This window comes from Leucobacter triazinivorans (assembly GCF_004208635.1).
GTDB classification, from domain to species: Bacteria; Actinomycetota; Actinomycetes; order Actinomycetales; family Microbacteriaceae; genus Leucobacter; species Leucobacter triazinivorans.
In genome coordinates, this window is sequence record NZ_CP035806.1 from 2,188,563 (window position 1) to 2,203,655 (window position 15,093).

At 70.2% G+C, this 15,093-nt stretch carries 12 protein-coding genes; 5 read left to right on the plus strand and 7 right to left on the minus strand.

Features of this window, described 5'->3' with window-relative positions; all coding sequences use genetic code 11:
* Window positions 1-12: 12 nt before the first annotated feature.
* From EVS81_RS09960 to EVS81_RS09975, 4 genes are all read right to left on the minus strand, one after another.
* Entirely contained in the window at window positions 13-4,785 is a 4,773-nt protein-coding gene (locus tag EVS81_RS09960; RefSeq protein ID WP_130110259.1) for a PKD domain-containing protein, read from the minus strand.
* A gap of 16 nt (window positions 4,786-4,801) precedes the next feature.
* On the minus strand, window positions 4,802-5,401 hold the full coding sequence (locus tag EVS81_RS09965) for a hypothetical protein (RefSeq protein ID WP_240740069.1): 600 nt from the start codon (window positions 5,399-5,401) through the stop codon (window positions 4,802-4,804).
* 214 nt (window positions 5,402-5,615) lie between these two features.
* Window positions 5,616-6,545, minus strand: a complete 930-nt coding sequence (locus EVS81_RS09970; RefSeq protein WP_130110260.1) for a glycosyltransferase family 2 protein — start codon at window positions 6,543-6,545, stop codon at window positions 5,616-5,618.
* A gap of 3 nt (window positions 6,546-6,548) precedes the next feature.
* Window positions 6,549-7,541, minus strand: coding sequence for a glycosyltransferase (locus EVS81_RS09975; protein ID WP_240739803.1), 993 nt, complete (start codon window positions 7,539-7,541; stop codon window positions 6,549-6,551).
* 120 nt (window positions 7,542-7,661) lie between these two features.
* On the opposite strand from EVS81_RS09975, the gene EVS81_RS09980 reads away from it, so the two are divergent.
* Entirely contained in the window at window positions 7,662-8,858 is a 1,197-nt protein-coding gene (locus EVS81_RS09980) for a glycosyltransferase (protein WP_130110262.1), read from the plus strand.
* Window positions 8,859-9,012: 154 nt separating this feature from the next.
* Here EVS81_RS09980 and EVS81_RS09985 read toward each other — a convergent pair whose 3' ends face one another.
* Complete coding sequence (locus tag EVS81_RS09985; protein WP_130110263.1) at window positions 9,013-9,531, minus strand: hypothetical protein; 519 nt, start codon at window positions 9,529-9,531, stop codon at window positions 9,013-9,015.
* A gap of 19 nt (window positions 9,532-9,550) precedes the next feature.
* Window positions 9,551-10,099 carry an RNA polymerase sigma factor gene (locus EVS81_RS09990; RefSeq protein WP_165384240.1) on the minus strand — a complete coding sequence of 183 codons (549 nt, stop codon included), beginning with the start codon at window positions 10,097-10,099 and terminating at the stop codon, window positions 9,551-9,553.
* A 197-nt stretch (window positions 10,100-10,296) separates the two neighbouring features.
* Here EVS81_RS09990 and EVS81_RS09995 point away from each other — a divergent pair, with 197 nt between their 5' ends.
* Both EVS81_RS09995 and EVS81_RS10000 read left to right on the plus strand, forming a co-directional pair.
* Window positions 10,297-11,019 (plus strand): hypothetical protein, encoded by a 723-nt coding sequence (locus EVS81_RS09995; protein WP_130110265.1) that lies wholly within the window; start codon window positions 10,297-10,299, stop codon window positions 11,017-11,019.
* A 28-nt stretch (window positions 11,020-11,047) separates the two neighbouring features.
* Window positions 11,048-11,272: a hypothetical protein gene (locus tag EVS81_RS10000; protein WP_130110266.1), complete on the plus strand. Its 225-nt coding sequence runs from the start codon at window positions 11,048-11,050 to the stop codon at window positions 11,270-11,272.
* Between the two features lie 21 nt (window positions 11,273-11,293).
* Here EVS81_RS10000 and EVS81_RS10005 read toward each other — a convergent pair whose 3' ends face one another.
* On the minus strand, window positions 11,294-12,805 hold the full coding sequence (locus EVS81_RS10005; RefSeq protein ID WP_130110267.1) for a glucosamine inositolphosphorylceramide transferase family protein: 1,512 nt from the start codon (window positions 12,803-12,805) through the stop codon (window positions 11,294-11,296).
* 121 nt (window positions 12,806-12,926) lie between these two features.
* Between EVS81_RS10005 and EVS81_RS10010 the strand changes: the two genes are divergently transcribed.
* Both EVS81_RS10010 and EVS81_RS10015 read left to right on the plus strand, forming a co-directional pair.
* Window positions 12,927-13,661, plus strand: a complete 735-nt coding sequence (locus EVS81_RS10010; RefSeq protein WP_205879310.1) for a CDP-alcohol phosphatidyltransferase family protein — start codon at window positions 12,927-12,929, stop codon at window positions 13,659-13,661.
* Between the two features lie 49 nt (window positions 13,662-13,710).
* Window positions 13,711-15,054 (plus strand): phenylacetate--CoA ligase family protein, encoded by a 1,344-nt coding sequence (locus EVS81_RS10015; RefSeq protein WP_130110268.1) that lies wholly within the window; start codon window positions 13,711-13,713, stop codon window positions 15,052-15,054.
* The last annotated feature ends 39 nt before the right edge of the window (window positions 15,055-15,093 follow it).

Here is a 15,093-nt window from a genome sequence, read left to right on the forward strand (position 1 = left end):
CCCGCCGCGCGCCTATCCGATCCCCTGCACGTGGAAGCGGTCGAAGGAGACCACCGCGGGGGCGGTGGATGCGCTGGTGCGGCTCGCCCGCACCCCGGCGCTTCCGTCCGCCTGCAGTGCCGCATCGGCGTTCTGCACGGAGACCTGCCACCCCGCCGGCTCCGGAGTGCCGATCTTCCACAGCTTGGCGTTCAGCTGGGTCGCATCGATCCCGGTGACCTCGAGTTTCAGCGTGAACGCGTCGCCCGCGGCGTAGGAGAGCCCCGAGAGGCTGGACGTCTGCAGCACGGTCGAACCCTGCTGCACGACCAGCCAGACGGTGCCTCCGGGCCGCAGCCAGGCGTGCACGAGGTACGAGCCCGCGCCCGTGTCGCGGGCGATCACCCCCGCGTAGACCGCGCCGGTGTCGGGGGAAGCATCCGTCGAGAAGTCGAGCTCGGCGGTGTACTCCCGGGTCGGAGTCTGGCTGAGCAGCGCGAAGCGCGTGCTTCCGGGCGCGAGGTTCAACCGCCCCAGGCCGTCTCCGACCGACGCCGCCGACGCCGCACCTCCCGTGATGGTCCACGCGCCCCCGATATCGGCGCTTCCCCACGAGGCGGTCGCGCTGCGCTCGAAGTCGTCCTGGATGACGACGCCCGCCGGCGCGGGAGCCTCGACGGTCACGTCGCGGGTGGTCGTGCCGGTCGCGCCCTGGTCGTCGGTGACGACGAGGGTGATCGTGTACAGCCCCGCGGCCGCGTACTCGTGCGTGGCCGTCGCGTCCGCGCCGGCCGGCGTGCCGTCGCCCCAGTCCCAGGCGTACGAGACGATCGTGCCGTCCGGATCCGTCGACGCCGAGGCGTCGACCGTCACCGCGAGTCCGGCCGCCGTTGGCCCGAAGTCGGCCACCGGGGGAGCGTTGACCTCAGGGTCGGGGTCCGGGTCGGGTTCGGGATCGGGATCCGGCTCGGGATCCGGGTCGGGTTCGGGGTCGGGATCCGGCTCGGGATCCGGATCCGGCGCGGGCGCGCCCAGGTCGCGGATCGCGAGGCGGTCCACCGCAACCGGTCCGACCGCCGCCGAGGCGGAGCCGAGGTTGTACCGGATCGACGCGAAGCCCGCCTGCTGCAGGCTCGCGGTCGAGTCCGTGACCGTGAGCTGCCACGCCTGCGGCTCTGCGCCGTCGTTCGACCAGATCTTGGCCCGCAGCGTGGTGGGATTCGTGCCGGAGACCTCGGTCTTGACAGTGAACCGGTCGCCCTGCGCCCAGGTCAACCCGGCGATGGGCTGCGTGCCGATCACCGTGCCGCCCTGCTGCGCGACCAGCCAGATCGTGCCGTTGCTGCGGTGCCAGGCGTGCAGGGTGTACCCGCTGGTTGCGGTCTGCCGGAGCGTGAGGCCCACATAGCTCGCTCCGGTCGCCGGCCCGTAATCCATGCGGTAGTCGAGCACCGATTCCGTGTCGGCGAGCGCGAGCGACTGCTGCGCCATCTGCCGGGTGCTCCCGGGTGCGAGGGCGAGCACTCCGTGGGTGCCGTCCGTCGATGCGACCGAGGACGACCCGAGCATCGTCGTCCAGACCCCGTCGGCGGGAGCCGCGCCCCAGCCGCCCGACACGATCCGTTCGAAGTCGTCGAGGAAGGCGTAGACGGTCGACTCGACCGACACCGTGCGGCTGTACTCCGAGCTGGCGCCCAGGCTGTCCGTCGCCGTCAGCGTGATCTCGTAGGTGCCGTCCGCGGCGTAGCTGTGCGAGGCGGTCGCGCCCGATGACCCGGGTCCGCCGTCGCCCCAGTCCCATGCGTAGGAGAGGGTCGCGCCGTCGGAGGCGGTCGTGCCGCCCGCGTCAGTCTCGACCGTCAGGCCCGAGGTCGCCGCCTCGAACACGGCCACGGGCGCGGCGTGCGTCGCCTCGACCTCCTGGCTCGTGCTCGACGAGCCGCCGCGGTCGTCGGTCACGGTCAGCGTCACGGAGTAGGTGCCGGGCGCCGCGTAGACGTGCGATGCGAGTGCGCCCGATCCTGCGGCCGTGCCGTCGCCCCAGTCCCACGCGTAGCTCTCGATGGTCCCGTCGTCGTCCGTCGATCCGGAGCCGTCCACGGTGACCGTCAGGCCGGTCGCCGACGCAGTGAACGCGGCGTCGGGCGGCAGGTTCGGGCCGAGCACCGACACCTGCTGCTCCGCGGTGCCCACGAGCCCGTGTTCGTCGGTCACGGTGAGCGTGGCGGTGTAGTCGCCGGTCTCGGGATAGCTGTGCGACGCGGTCGGCGACGAGCCGGAGACCGCCGGGGAGCCGTCTCCGAAGTCCCAGGCGTAGTCGACGATGTCGGCTCCGCCCGCGGCGGTCGAAGCCGAACCGTCGAAGTCGACCGTCAGCTCGTCGGCCGTGGCGGTGAAGCTCGCGGTCGGCACCTCGAGGCCGCTGCCGATCGCGTAGTGCGCCGCCACCTGCGCCGCGCTGAGCGCGTGCGGGTACACCGCGACCTCGTCGATCGCGCCGGAGAACCAGTCCGACGTGGGCCGGTTCGGCCAGCTGTTCAGGTTGTCGCCCCCGATCCGCCAGAAGCCCGCGAACGATTCCCCGCTCGTGACGTTCGGATCGGCTGCGGCGAGCTGACCGTCGACGTAGAGCTTCATCCCGTCGCCGTCCAGCGCCGCCGCGACGTGGTGCCACTCGCCGTCGTTGTAGGCCGCGTCGCTCGTCACCACGCGCACGCCGCCCGGGTACACTCCGAAGTTCAGTCGTCCGTCGTTGCGCATGTAGATGTGGCGGTCGTAGGAGGACGAGGATCCCGTCTGAGCGTTGCCGTAGCCGATGAGCTTCCCCCCGCGGGTGGTGGTCGTCCTGAACCACAGCTCGGTCGTGAACTCAGCGGGCGTCGGCGGGCGCGAGGTGGTCGAGACCCGGCCCGAGCTGGAGCCGCTGAAGGACGAGAAGCCGGTGCTGGATCCCGTGACCCCGCTCGGCTGCTGCGCCTGCACGCCGCTGCCGAACACCGGGGGATTCGCCCCGGCCCAGTCGGCGCTGCTGTCGCCCAGCGGATAGTAGAGGCTCGCGCCGTCGTCGATCACCGCGCTCGTGTACTCCGCCGCCGTCCCGCTGCTGGCCGTCGCGGTGACGGGCTGGCTCACCACCGAGTTGCCGTCGCCGTCCCTGACCGTGATGCGGTAGGTGTAGGTCTCACCGGCCTCCACATCGGTGTCGGTGAGCGTCACGGCCGGCGGATTCCACCAGCCGTTCGAGTGCGTGACCGAGCTGATCGCCCCGGTGACTCCCGTGCGCGTGAGCTCGTAGCTCAGATCGCGGTCGTCGCGATCCCAGGTGCCCGCGATCGAGAGGCGGATGCGCCCCGGCACCACCGTCGAGGCGGCAGGTGCCCCCCACGCCGCGGTCGTCGCGCGGGGGCCGTCCTTCGCGCCCCCGGGCGGATCCGAGGAGAAGCGCACGATGCCCTGGAAGTAGGAGTTGTTCACGCCGGGGAACTCGCCGGCGATGGAGATCGTGTTGCCGGCCCCCGTGATCGAGAGCCCGGCCTGGCCGAGCCCCGTCGCGGTGCCGGTGAAGAAGTCGGGGTACCAGGCGTACGCGGAGGGAGCCGGCTCGCCCTCCCAGTTGACGTACGTGGTGCCGGCGTGCGGCTGGCGCGACAGGGTGCCCCGCACGTCTGCCGTCATGGCGTGGACGAACTTGTGGGTTCTCGGCGACTGCTCGGGCCACAGGTTCATGGTGCTGCAGGCGTGGGTGTGCGTCGTCGAGTAGACCACGCTGCCGGTCGAGTAGACCCCGTAGTGGTCGCCGAGGCAGTCGGCCATCCAGCGGGTGGAGCCCGAGGAGGGTTCCAGGGCGAAGACGCCCTCCATGTTGCCGACCTGGGCGTTCGCGAACACCCACCCCGTGCCGTAGATCCCGTCCGCGTCGGTGTTGAGCGCGAAGATCCCGGCCTTGCCCCGGCTGCTGCCGGTGCCCCAGCCGTTCTTCACCTTCGCCGTCCCCTGCCACGCCGTGTTGAGCAGCCCGTCGCCCGCGCCGATCGAGGCCATGCCGCGCCAGGCGCCGTCGCCGTTCACATCGGCGAACCGACCGCCGATCACCACGTGCGCGCCGTCCGGATCCATGACCATCGTGTCCACCTGCTGGTCGGGTGCAGCCACCCAGTCGGTGCGCAGCGCACCGTTCGAGGCGGCGAACGCGGCGAGATTGCTGCGCGCAGTGCCGTTCGCCTGGGTGAAGAGGCCCCCCACGTAGACCGCGCCGGCGTCGGCGGCCAGAGCGTAGACGCCCGACCCGCCGATCGAGGGGCTGAAGCCCGGGACGAGCTGACCGGTCTGCGCGTCCAGCGCTGCGATGTTCCAGCGAGACTGGCCGTTCACGTTGTTGAAGGTGCCGCCGATGTAGATCCGACTGCCGTCGGGGGAGGCCGCGACGGCCTTGATGGCGCCGTTCACGGTCGGCGCGAAGGGCAGCAGCGCCCCCGTGGTGATGTCGAACGCGAGGATGTTCGTGCGCGGCGTGAGCGAGGTGCCCGGCGCGGCGAGCGCGGCGCGCGCGTTCTCGAACTGCCCCACCGCGTACACCGTCGTGCCGATGGTGGCCTGGGCCCACACGTAGCCGCTGTCGATCTGGACGGTCGGCAGCGGATCGCCGGTGACGACGGAGTCGTCGCGCTGGAGAAGCGGCGGGGGCGAGGGCAGCGGGTCATCCGCGAGAGCGGCCGTGGTGCCTCCGAAGACGATCGCGCCGGCGACCAGAGCCGCAGTCGCGATCGCAGCGATGACGGCCCGCGGGCCGCGTCCGACAGATGTCATGGGATTCTCCGACTCGTCAGGGCGTGCGCCCGGTGAACTGCGCGACGGGCTCGCCCGCTGCGTAGTTCACGCTGATGGTGAGGTCCCGGCCCTCGGCCGGGTCGAGCATGAACAGGTATCGCCCCTCCGCGCTCGCGCGGGGCGCGACGTCTCCGGCGAGGTGATCGGCGCCGCCGGCGAGCGTCGGGATGCCGAGGTCGCCGTCGGGCGTCTCGAGCGTCACCACGGCGGAGTCGACGCTCTGCGTCTCCGTGGAGTCGTTGGTCACCGTGACCACCACCTCCACCGCGGGCCCGGACACGTCTCCGGGCGTCTCCGCCTCCACCGCGGTCGCCGTCACCGAGTCGAGCTCCACGACGAACCCCGTGGACAGCTCGATCCGCTCGTCGAGCGGCCCCTCGACGATCGGTAGCGGCGGCTGTTCGGTCGGGCCGACGCTGCCCGCCGGTGCCGGTGTGGTGCTCGGCGACGAGCTCGAGGCAGTGTCCCCCGTGCCGGGCGTCGCCGACGTCTGCGGATCGGCGCCCGGAGCGGCGACGCAGCCGGCCGTACCGAGCAGGGCTGCCACCGCGCATGCGGCCCACCACCGCCCGCGAATCCTCGCACGCGTGTTCATCGACGTCACAACAGTCCCCTTAACTGCTAGCGGTCAACACCGTCGAGCTCCATCGCTCACGATGACGGCCGATACGGCATCGTAGGAACCGCGACGCCTCCGATCCGGCGGCTTTCAGTATTTCCTGCGCATGCCGGAGTCGCGCCCGCACCGGGCGTTCAGCACCGGGCGTTCAGCACCGGGCGTTCAGCACCGGGCGTTCACCACCGGGCGTTCAGTGCTCGGCGTGCGCGCGCCACAGCCGCATCCCGTCGAGGCTGCCGCGCAGCGCGGGCCAGATCGTGCGCCCCGGGCGGACGAACTGCCGCCTGCCGCCCTGCAGCAGGATCCGGTACGAGGCCCGGGGTGTGCGTCGCATCCAGCGCAGGCCGTCGTCGCGGGACAAGAACTTCGCCGCGTACAGCAGCCGGTTGCGCGTGTTGTAGTAGTAGTAGACGGGCGACTTCGCCCGGCTCTCGCCCTCGGTGCGGTGCGTGATCCCCTCATCGTGCACGGCGAAGAGCGAGGGATCCGAACGGACGGAGCCCCCCGCCATGACGACCCGACGGGAAAGATCGACGTCTTCCCAGTACAGGAAGTAGTCCTCGTCGAAGCCGCCGAGCCGCTGCCACAGCTCGGAGCTCACCATGAAGCATGCCCCGCTCACCCAGGTGTGGATCTGCGCGGGGTCGGCGCCGGCGGGTCGGCGCCGGGCCGATCGCATCTCGCCGAGCTCGAGGTGCAGATCGACCTCTGCGCAGTAGAGCGTGCCGTCCGGGCGCAGCACGACGGGCGCGAGCTGCAGCATCGGGTCGGCGCGCACCTGCTCGTGCAATCCGCGGATCGTCTCCTCGCTCAGCCACGCGTCGGGATTGAGCAGCAGCAGCTCCGTGGCGCCGCGCTCGATCGCGTGTGCGGCCGCCCGGTTGTTGCCGCCGCCGAACCCCTCGTTCGTGTCCAGCGCGAGCAGCGTCCAGCCGCGCCGCGCGCAGACGGCGCGCGCGGCGGCGCGCTCCTCCGCCGTGCTGAAGTTGTCCACGACGACGACCTGGCCGGGGAAGCGATCGCCCAGGGAACGCTGGAGGTTCTCCTCGACGACGGCGTGCGAGCCGTAGTTCACCACGAGCACCGCGAGGCCGGTGAGCGGATCCGAGGGCGTCTGCACGGCTCAGCCCCGTCGGCGACGGATCGCGATGCGATAGGCGGTCAGGTGGCGGCGGCCCGTCTCGCCCCACTCGCGGCGACCGAGATCGGGCCGGCCCTGCTGGGCGGCCGTCTCGGCCAGCGCGCGTTCCAGATCCGAGGGCTGCAGCTCCCCGGCGAAGCGGATGACCCACGCGGAGCCGACCTCGTCGGCCAGCGCTCGGTTGAAGGCGTTGTCGGGCACGAGCACGGCCCGGTCCAGGGACAGGGCGGCGAGCACGCTGCCCGAGTTGTGCATCTCGGGGTAGGGGAGCACGACCACCTGTGCCTCGCCGGCCTCGCGCACCAGCTCGGCGTCGTCGACGAAGTCGAGCGCCAATCCGACTCGGGGGTCGTCGCCCGCGGCCGACCGCAGCGACTGCGCGAGCTCGGCCGACGACGGGCTGCCCACGATGCGCAACGAGGCGGTCGGGTCGGCGAGGCGCCGGAACACGCGCAGCAGGCCCTCGACGTTCTTGTAGCGCCGCACCTTACCGAAGAACAGGAGACGGCCGCGCGCCGGGGCGGCCTGCGGGAACCGCGCGAACCAGTCGCGGTAGTGCCCGTGCTCGATGAGCATGGTCGCGGCCTCCGGCGGCACGGGGGTGAACTCGTTGAGCAGGATGCGCATGCGCGTCAGCCGGTCGGTCCAGGCGAGCAGCAGCCGCTCGATCCGCCCGATCCCGCTCGGCAGTTCGATGTTGTGCACGGTGCGCACGATCGGGATCCCCTGGACGGACGCCCGCGCCAGGAACAGCGCGTACAGCGACGTCCGGGCGAGCGTCGAGAGCCTGCCGCGCCGCTCGATCAGGGCCTCGGGCCAGTGCGCGTGGAACACGTCGTAGCGCCCCAGCAGCGCGGTGCGCCAGGAGAACCCGCGCACGGCGACGCCCGGGGTCGCCGCGAGGCGGTCGTGGAGCTGGACGATGTAGGGATTCGTGCGGGGCCCCGGGCCGATGTACGACTGCAGCACGCGCACCGGACTCCCCCTGGGTACTCTTCGCTGAGCCACGCTACTCCCTGCCGGACGATCCGTATACTGTCTCGATGACGCCGATGCGGGAGCCCCTGGGTCCCTGGCACGAGGACTGGTGATGACATGAGGATACTCGTTTGCGCGGCCTACGTCCCGTATCCGCCCAAGGGCGGCGGCCGGGCCGACATCTGGCGGCGGATCGAGGCCCTCGTGCGACTGGGCCACTCCGTCATGCTGCTGCACCAGTACGACACGGTCGGAAGCATGGCGCCCGGGGCCTCCGACTTCGAGGAGATGGACCGCGTCCTGACCTCGCGCTTCTCCTACCCCATCAAGCGCAGCAGGATCCGCACCCTGCGGCAGCTGCTGATGATGGCGCGGCTTCCCTGGCACGCCGCCAAGGCCGTCCCGTCCGGCGACGACCGCGAGGCCGCGCACGAGGCCATCCGCCGATTCGGGCCCGAGCTGGTCTGGCTCGACGGCCCCTGGCCGGGCGAGACCGCCCGGCGCACCGCCGAGCGGTTCGGCATTCCGATGGTGTATCGCTCCCACAACGTCGAGCACCAGTATCTCGGCCGGCAGGCCGCGGTATCGCCGAGCCTGCGCAACCGTGTCGCGTGGCGACTCGCCAGCGTCGGGGTGCGGCGCTACGAGACGGGGCTCATGCGCGAGGCCGACCTCGTGGCCGACATCTCCCTGGCCGATCTCGAGTACTGGCGCGGCCGGGGCATCCGGTCGCTCGCCTGGTTGCCGCCGCTGCCCGAGCTCGCGCTGGCCCCCCGCCCCGCGGAGACCGCGCCGAGCGACATCCTCTTCGTGGGCGGGCTCAGCCTGCCGAACAACGTCACCGGGGTGAGGTGGCTGATCGCCGAGGTGCTCCCGCTGCTGCACCGCGTTCGACCGGAACTGACGCTGACCGTCGTCGGATCCTCCCCGAAAGGGGCGCTGCGCGCCGAACTCGAGAACCATCCTGCGGTCCGGCCGCACTTCGACGTGCCGTCCGTGAACCCTCACCTCTTCGGTGCGCGGGTACTGGTGAACCCGGTCTCCGTGGGCAGCGGCGTGCAGCTGAAGATGCTCGACATGCTCATGACCGACGCCCCGATCGTGACCCGGAGCCAGGGCGTGCGGGGCCTGCCGAGCGACTTCGCCGCGCTCTGCGAGGTCGCCGACACCGCGGAGGGCTTCGCCGCCGCGATCCTGGCCCGTCTCGACGATCCCGAGGTCGATCTCGACGCCCGCGACCGGGTGCGGCAGCAGTTCGAGGTGACGGCGGTGGCGGACTGCCTCGCGGCCGTCGCGCAGCGGGCCGGCGAGTAGCCGGCGCACCCGGAGCGGTGCTCAGGGTCGGGCCCGGCGCGGCCGCCGCCACCGGGGGGCCAGCCGGGACCCGTCGATCGTGCAGGTGCCACCCTGGTGCCGAGGCGGTACGAGTCTTCGATGACCCTGCGTGAGTTCGTTCAACGGTCGCGTCTCACGGGCCCGAGGAGTGAGCTGGTGGCATGCCTGCTGCTCGACAGAACTCGGCGTTGTTCGGCTCGGCTCTGTCGAAGCTGGGGAGAACCGCGATGACGTTGTCCGTGCGCAAGCAGGGAACCAGTTGCTCCGCCGGCTGTGGCGCGTTCATGACGTTCACCGCCCAGACTGCGGCACACAGTTCGATGCTGGCCGCAGCTCGATCGTTCGGGGTGCGTATCTCGACGGTCTCGCCGGTTGCTTCGGCCGTCATCGTGTCAGGGATGCCGACTTGAGAGTAGTCGGAAGTCAGATCGTTTTCGGCGTAGCAGTAGGCAGAGCGATCCTGGAGTTTCTGGCTCGCAAACAGCGCTACTGCGCCGCCCGTGGTTGCCATGAGCAGTGTGCTTCCAGCGGTGATCGCGGCGATTCGCCGATTTCGGGTGCGCTTGCGGCGGAGGGAACTGATCTCACGTTCGACGCGGACATTCATTCTTGCGCCTGGATCAGCCGGGATTGCAGGGAAGATCTCATTCATGGTTCTGTTGCTCCTCACGTCATGCTGGTGCGACCACGGATTGGACGTGTCGCCTCAACCGAAATAGGCGGTTGCGCACGGATCCGTGTGTGAGATCGAGTCGAGCTGCAGCTTCCTTGTAGGCGAAACCTTCGATCATGCACATTCGGAAGAGCTCCTGATCGATGGGATCTGCACTCTCTAGGAGGCGTGCGACTTTGTCGAGGATCATGCGCTGCGCAATCTGTTCCTCGAGTGGCAACTGTTGGCTGGCGGGTTCATCGATGTCGTCCATCGGAACGGTGGCACGACTATTCAGCGAACGGCGACGGTTCCAACTGAGATTCCGCGCTGTCACCAATAGCCAGGGGAGTGCGGACAGGCCATGGATGACGATGGAATGACGCTTCTTCCACAGCGCTACGAATGAGTCAGCAGCGACTTCCTCGGCATCGAGATCTGAGCGCAGGAGCGAGCGCGAGTACCAATAGACAGGTGTGCGATGCCGCTCGTAGAGCCTTCTGAAGGCTGATTCGTCGTTGCGGCAAAGCCGGTCGAACAGGACGACATCTGAGTGGCGCTCAGCCATGGACGCGGGTGGTATCGGCGCCTCGAGCATGCGTCACCTGCTTTCTCGAATCATTCGGAAGATGTTCACTCACTCATAGATGTGTGGAGAGTGCGAAAGTGTCTCAACGGGCGTGATCGCGGCCGGACTCCTGAGGTTTCTGCGGAATGTGGTGAGAGGGAATTGTGTCTCAAATCTCCGTGTGTATCCGGCGTGTCATGGTTCAGCACTTGAGCTATGTGCATTCTGGGTGTGTATTTGTGTATGAAGTGTATTCGCTCTTTTTTGTTTATGTATCGGAGAAGAAGATGCACAAGTACTCTGTAGCGCGCCTATCGATTTTGATGCTCGCGATCGGTGCGGCGCTTGCGCTCTCGTCGGTGACACCGACCCTGGCCGTAGTGGGCGACTCGGACGAGGAAATCGAGGCTTCGCGTCGGGTCGACAAGGCTATGCCGATCCCTGAAGCGGGGGAGTCTTGCTGGTATGACATCAGCCTCGACGAAGGACTCTGCGTGCCGACGGGAGAGGACCTCATCGCTGCAGTCGCCGAGGAGACAGGTGCTCGAATCATGATCCCTGACGGAGAGTGGATTGGAGGCCGTGCAGCTGACGCTGACAAGTCGACTGCTGGTCTGGTGGCTCCGCTCGCTTCTTATGCGGTGTCGACCATCTACGATGGTGCGAGTTACGGGAGCAGTTCGTACACCATGGCCGTCGGCCGGTCGGCGACCTGTTCAGGTGGGTACGCCTACGGATACGCGTCACTTTCTGCGATCGGTTGGGACAACAAGGCATCGTCGTACCGAAGCTTCGGCACTTGCAAGACAAAGCTCTGGGAGAATACCGATTACGCTGGTTCCAGCCACGGCTACTACGTCAATGCAACGAGCCTCGGGGCTATGAACAACAAGGCATCCTCGTGGAGGGTCGCGCAATAGACGAGTTGATTCCAGAGGACGTCTCGCGATGAAATCCCGCACCTGGAAGCCGATCTCGCGCCGCTTGGCTCGAGTGTCAGCTGCGTCGCCCTGGGCGCCGTTCGCATCGATGATCCGGCTTTCGCTTGCTGACCGTCGTTTGGGGGTGAGTTTCCCGGGTCGCCGCCTGAGCCGCGACCGGGTGCGGCAGCAGTTCGAGGTGACGGCGGTGGCGGACTGCCTCGCGGCCGTCGCACGGCGGGCCGGCGAGTAGCCTGCGCACCCGGAGCGGTGCTCAGGGTCGGGCCCGGCGCGGCCGCCGCCACCGGGGGGCCAGCCGGGACCCGTCGATCGTCTCGATCCCGCCGGCGGCGTTCAGTGTGTGCACCCGCGAGCCGGGCCAGCCGCTTCCCGGCGCGTACCGGGCGATGATCCGCTGTTCGAACGCGTCGTCGTCGAGTCGTGTGATCTCGGCGACGCTCATCGCCGCGCCGTAGCCGCGCCTGCCGTCCTGCACCGGACGCAGAAGCCTCCCGTCGCGCAGTTCGACCCGGCCCGCCGGGCGCGCGCTGGCGATGTCGACGAGCACCGGGTTGCCGGCGTGCGCGGACCAGGGCCCGCGCAGATCGGGGGCGGACCACAGGAACAGGCTGTCCGAGAGCGAACCGCCGAGGCTGACGGTCGCGGTCATCCACCATCGGCCGTCGTGCGCGAACACCGTGGCGTCACTCGCCACGACGCCGTCGACCAGCACGGAGTGCAGTTCCCAGCCGCGGGGGAAGTCGGTCGCCCGGTACAGCTCGATCCTGCGCGCCCCCGAGGTCTCGGGAATCATCCACACCTCGCCGTCGTGGGCGACGACGAACGGGTACGACAGGTGGACGTCGTGCCGCAGGACCGTCGCGAAGGGGCCGGCGGGTCCGCCCGGCCCCCAGGGGGCGACCGAGATCACCCCCTTGCCGACGCGGTGGTCGAAGTCCTCGACGAAGAGGTAGGTGCGCCCGTGGTGCTCGAACGGGAAGGGATCTGCATAGAAGCGGGAACCGTCGTCGGCGACCTCCGACCATCCGGCACCCGACAGCCGTCCGGTCGACAGCGCGTCGGTGTCGGCGGTGGCGTCGAACACGCGCCAGCCCACTCGCCAGTGGGGAGCGCGGAACCCGATCCGATAGGCGAGGCGCACCGCCGCGCCGAGCACCCGGCGCACCGCGAGCGCGGAGTATGCCCGCGGGGCTGGTTCGGGAACCGCCGTGCCGGTGCCGCCGGTGTCCGTCGGGTCGGGATCGGGGGCCGAGCACCGGCGACCAGCCACGGCACCGACCACGAGCGTCGCGGTGCCCGCGCCCACGTCGGCGAGCGCGGTGGCGAGCAGGCCGGGCACCTCGCTGCCCGGCCGCCCCACGGCCCGCACGCGCCCGTCGCCGTCGACGACGCTGACGATAGGCAGGCGGCCGGCGCGCAGCGCGTCGGCCGCCGCCCGCTCGCCGGGTCGGCCGTCGTAGCGCACCGACCAGTGCCCCGGGCCGGGAGATCGGGTCAGATCGAGCACGATGTCCGGTGCCACCGCGCCGGATCCCGCCTGCGGCGAGGAGTCTCGCAGGCGACCCCGGGCCAGCCCTTCCGGTTTCAGCCGGTGCAGCATCCGCTCGAGGCGCAGCAGTCGCTGCAGGCGCCGGTGCGCGGCCGATCGCGGCTCGTCCGTCAGCCGCACGCTCACCTCGCAGCCGGGCAACGAGCGCAGTCGCTCGACGAGGTCTTCGTGCCACCGCCGGTGCAGGTCCCTGCCCACGCGCACTTCGATTCTCACGCTGCATCTCCCGTGATCGACATGAACGGTGCTGACTATACTCGTGCATACTCGGCTCATCGCCGAGTCCATGCCGCCGGGCCCCGTGCGCGGCGGTCGAGCTGCATCGGGGCTGATGTGCATGGAGGAACGGTCGGAACGCCGCTACGGCGCCGCGCTCGATCACCTGCGGGCCGCGCAGAAGCCGTCGGCCGGAACGCCGCTCTACTCGCGGCTCGTCAACCGCCCGCTCGGCCGGCGGTTCGCCGCGGCCGCCTATGTGCTGGGGGCGACCCCCGACGGGGTCACGCTGGTCAGTGCCGTCTGCACCTTCAGCGGCATCGCGCTCATCGCGCTGGTGCCGCCGGTCTGGTGGCTGGGCGTGCTCGTGAGTGCGCTCCTCATCCTGGGCTACGCGCTCGACTCGGCCGACGGACAGCTCGCGCGGCTGCGCGGCGGGGGCAGCGTGCAGGGCGAGTGGCTCGATCACACCGTCGACGCGGCGAAGGTGCTCACGATCCACGCCGCGATCCTGATCTCCGTCTTCCGCTTCTTCGAGCTGCCGGCCGGGTGGCTGCTGATCCCGCTGGCCTATCTCGTCGTGGACAGCCTGCTCTTCTTCGGCATGATGGAGCGGGATCTGCTGCTGGCCCGAGCTGCGGGCGGCCGTGCGCCCGCGTCGGAGGCGTCCACGGGCGTGCTGCGCGCGATCCTCATCCTCCCCTCCGACTACGGCCTGTTCTGCCTGCTCTTCCTGCTTCTGGGCGCCCCGCTGCTCTACTTCGGCGTCTACGCCCTGATGCTCGTCTGCAACACGATCTTCCTGCTACTGGCCCTCGTCAAGTGGTACCGGCAGCTGGGCGCGCATGGACGGTGACGGGCCGCTCGGCGCGTCGCGCACACTCGATACCTCGGGGAGGGGACTCATGGGACTCGCGCAAACGGCCTTCGAGGTCAAGAGCCGCACGGTGCGGCGGCGGTCCGGGCGCTTCTTCGACGAGCTGCTGCGCGCCGAGCGCCTCCCGAGGGAGCGGATCGTCGAGCTGCAGGCGGAACGCGCAGCGCGGATCGCCCGGTTCGCCGCGGCGCACACCGACTACTACGCGCGGACCTTCGCCGAGTGCGGGGCGAACCTCGCGCGTCTCGAGGATCCGGAGCAGTGGCAGCGCCTCCCCGTCGTCGAGCGCGCGATGGTGAAGGAGCACCGGTCGGAGTTCGTGTCGTCCGAGTCCACCCGGCGCACGGCCCGCGAGGCCAAGACCGGCGGCAGTAGCGGCGAGCCCCTGCGGCTGCAGCAGGACGCCCGTGTGCCGACGCTCGCGCACGCGTGGCGCATGTATCGCTGGTGGGGCGTTGAACCCTGGGACAATCTCGCCCGTGTGGGCCGATGGGGCTTCGGGGTCGCCGACACGCTCAGGACCGCCGTGACGTGGTGGCCGTCCAGGCAGATCTATCTCGACGCGCAGCTCTTCGACCGCACGACGATGCGCGCCTTCCACCGGGCCATCGTGCGCACCCGCCCGGCGCTCATCGAGGGCTACGTCGGTGCGATGCTCGAGTTCGCCGACTTCCTCGAGGCGGAGGGGCTGACCATCCCGACGCCGCGCGCGATCGCCACCACGGCGGCGCCCCTGACGGAGAACGCGCGGCACCGACTCGAGACGGTCACGGGCGCGCCGGTGTACGACGAGTACCGCGGCTCGGAGATCAACTGGATGGCGGCCGAGTGCCGGGAGCGCTCGGGCCTGCACGTGTTCGCCGATACGCGGCGCATCGAGATCCTCGGGCCGGGCGGCGAGCCGGTCCCACCGGGGGTGGTCGGCGACATCGTGGTCACCGACCTGCTCAATCGGGTCTTCCCCATGATCCGCTACCGGGTCGGCGACCGCGGCCGCTTCGTCGAGGGGGAGTGCCCCTGCGGCGTGACGCTGCCGATGATCGCGCAGCCGGAGGGGCGCACCACGGACATCGTGCGCCTGCCCAGCGGGCGGCTCATCAACCACGGTCTCATGGCGATGTTCGCGGATCACCCCGAGGCCGTGCGGGTCTTCCAGATCGTCCAGGCCGCCGATTACTCGCTCCGCATCAGGATCGTGCGCGGCGACGACCCCCGTGGTGAGGAGCACATCGAGCGCGCCGTCGCCAAGGTGCGCCGGCGGATCGACGACGAGGTGCCGATCGCCGTCGAGTACGTCGACCATCTGCCGCAGACCGGGGGCAAGACCAAGTACCTGATCAGTGAGATCACCGCCGGGCAGGCAGCGGAATAGGGCGCGGGAGGCGCGGCTGCGCCGCTCCGCGGCTGCGCC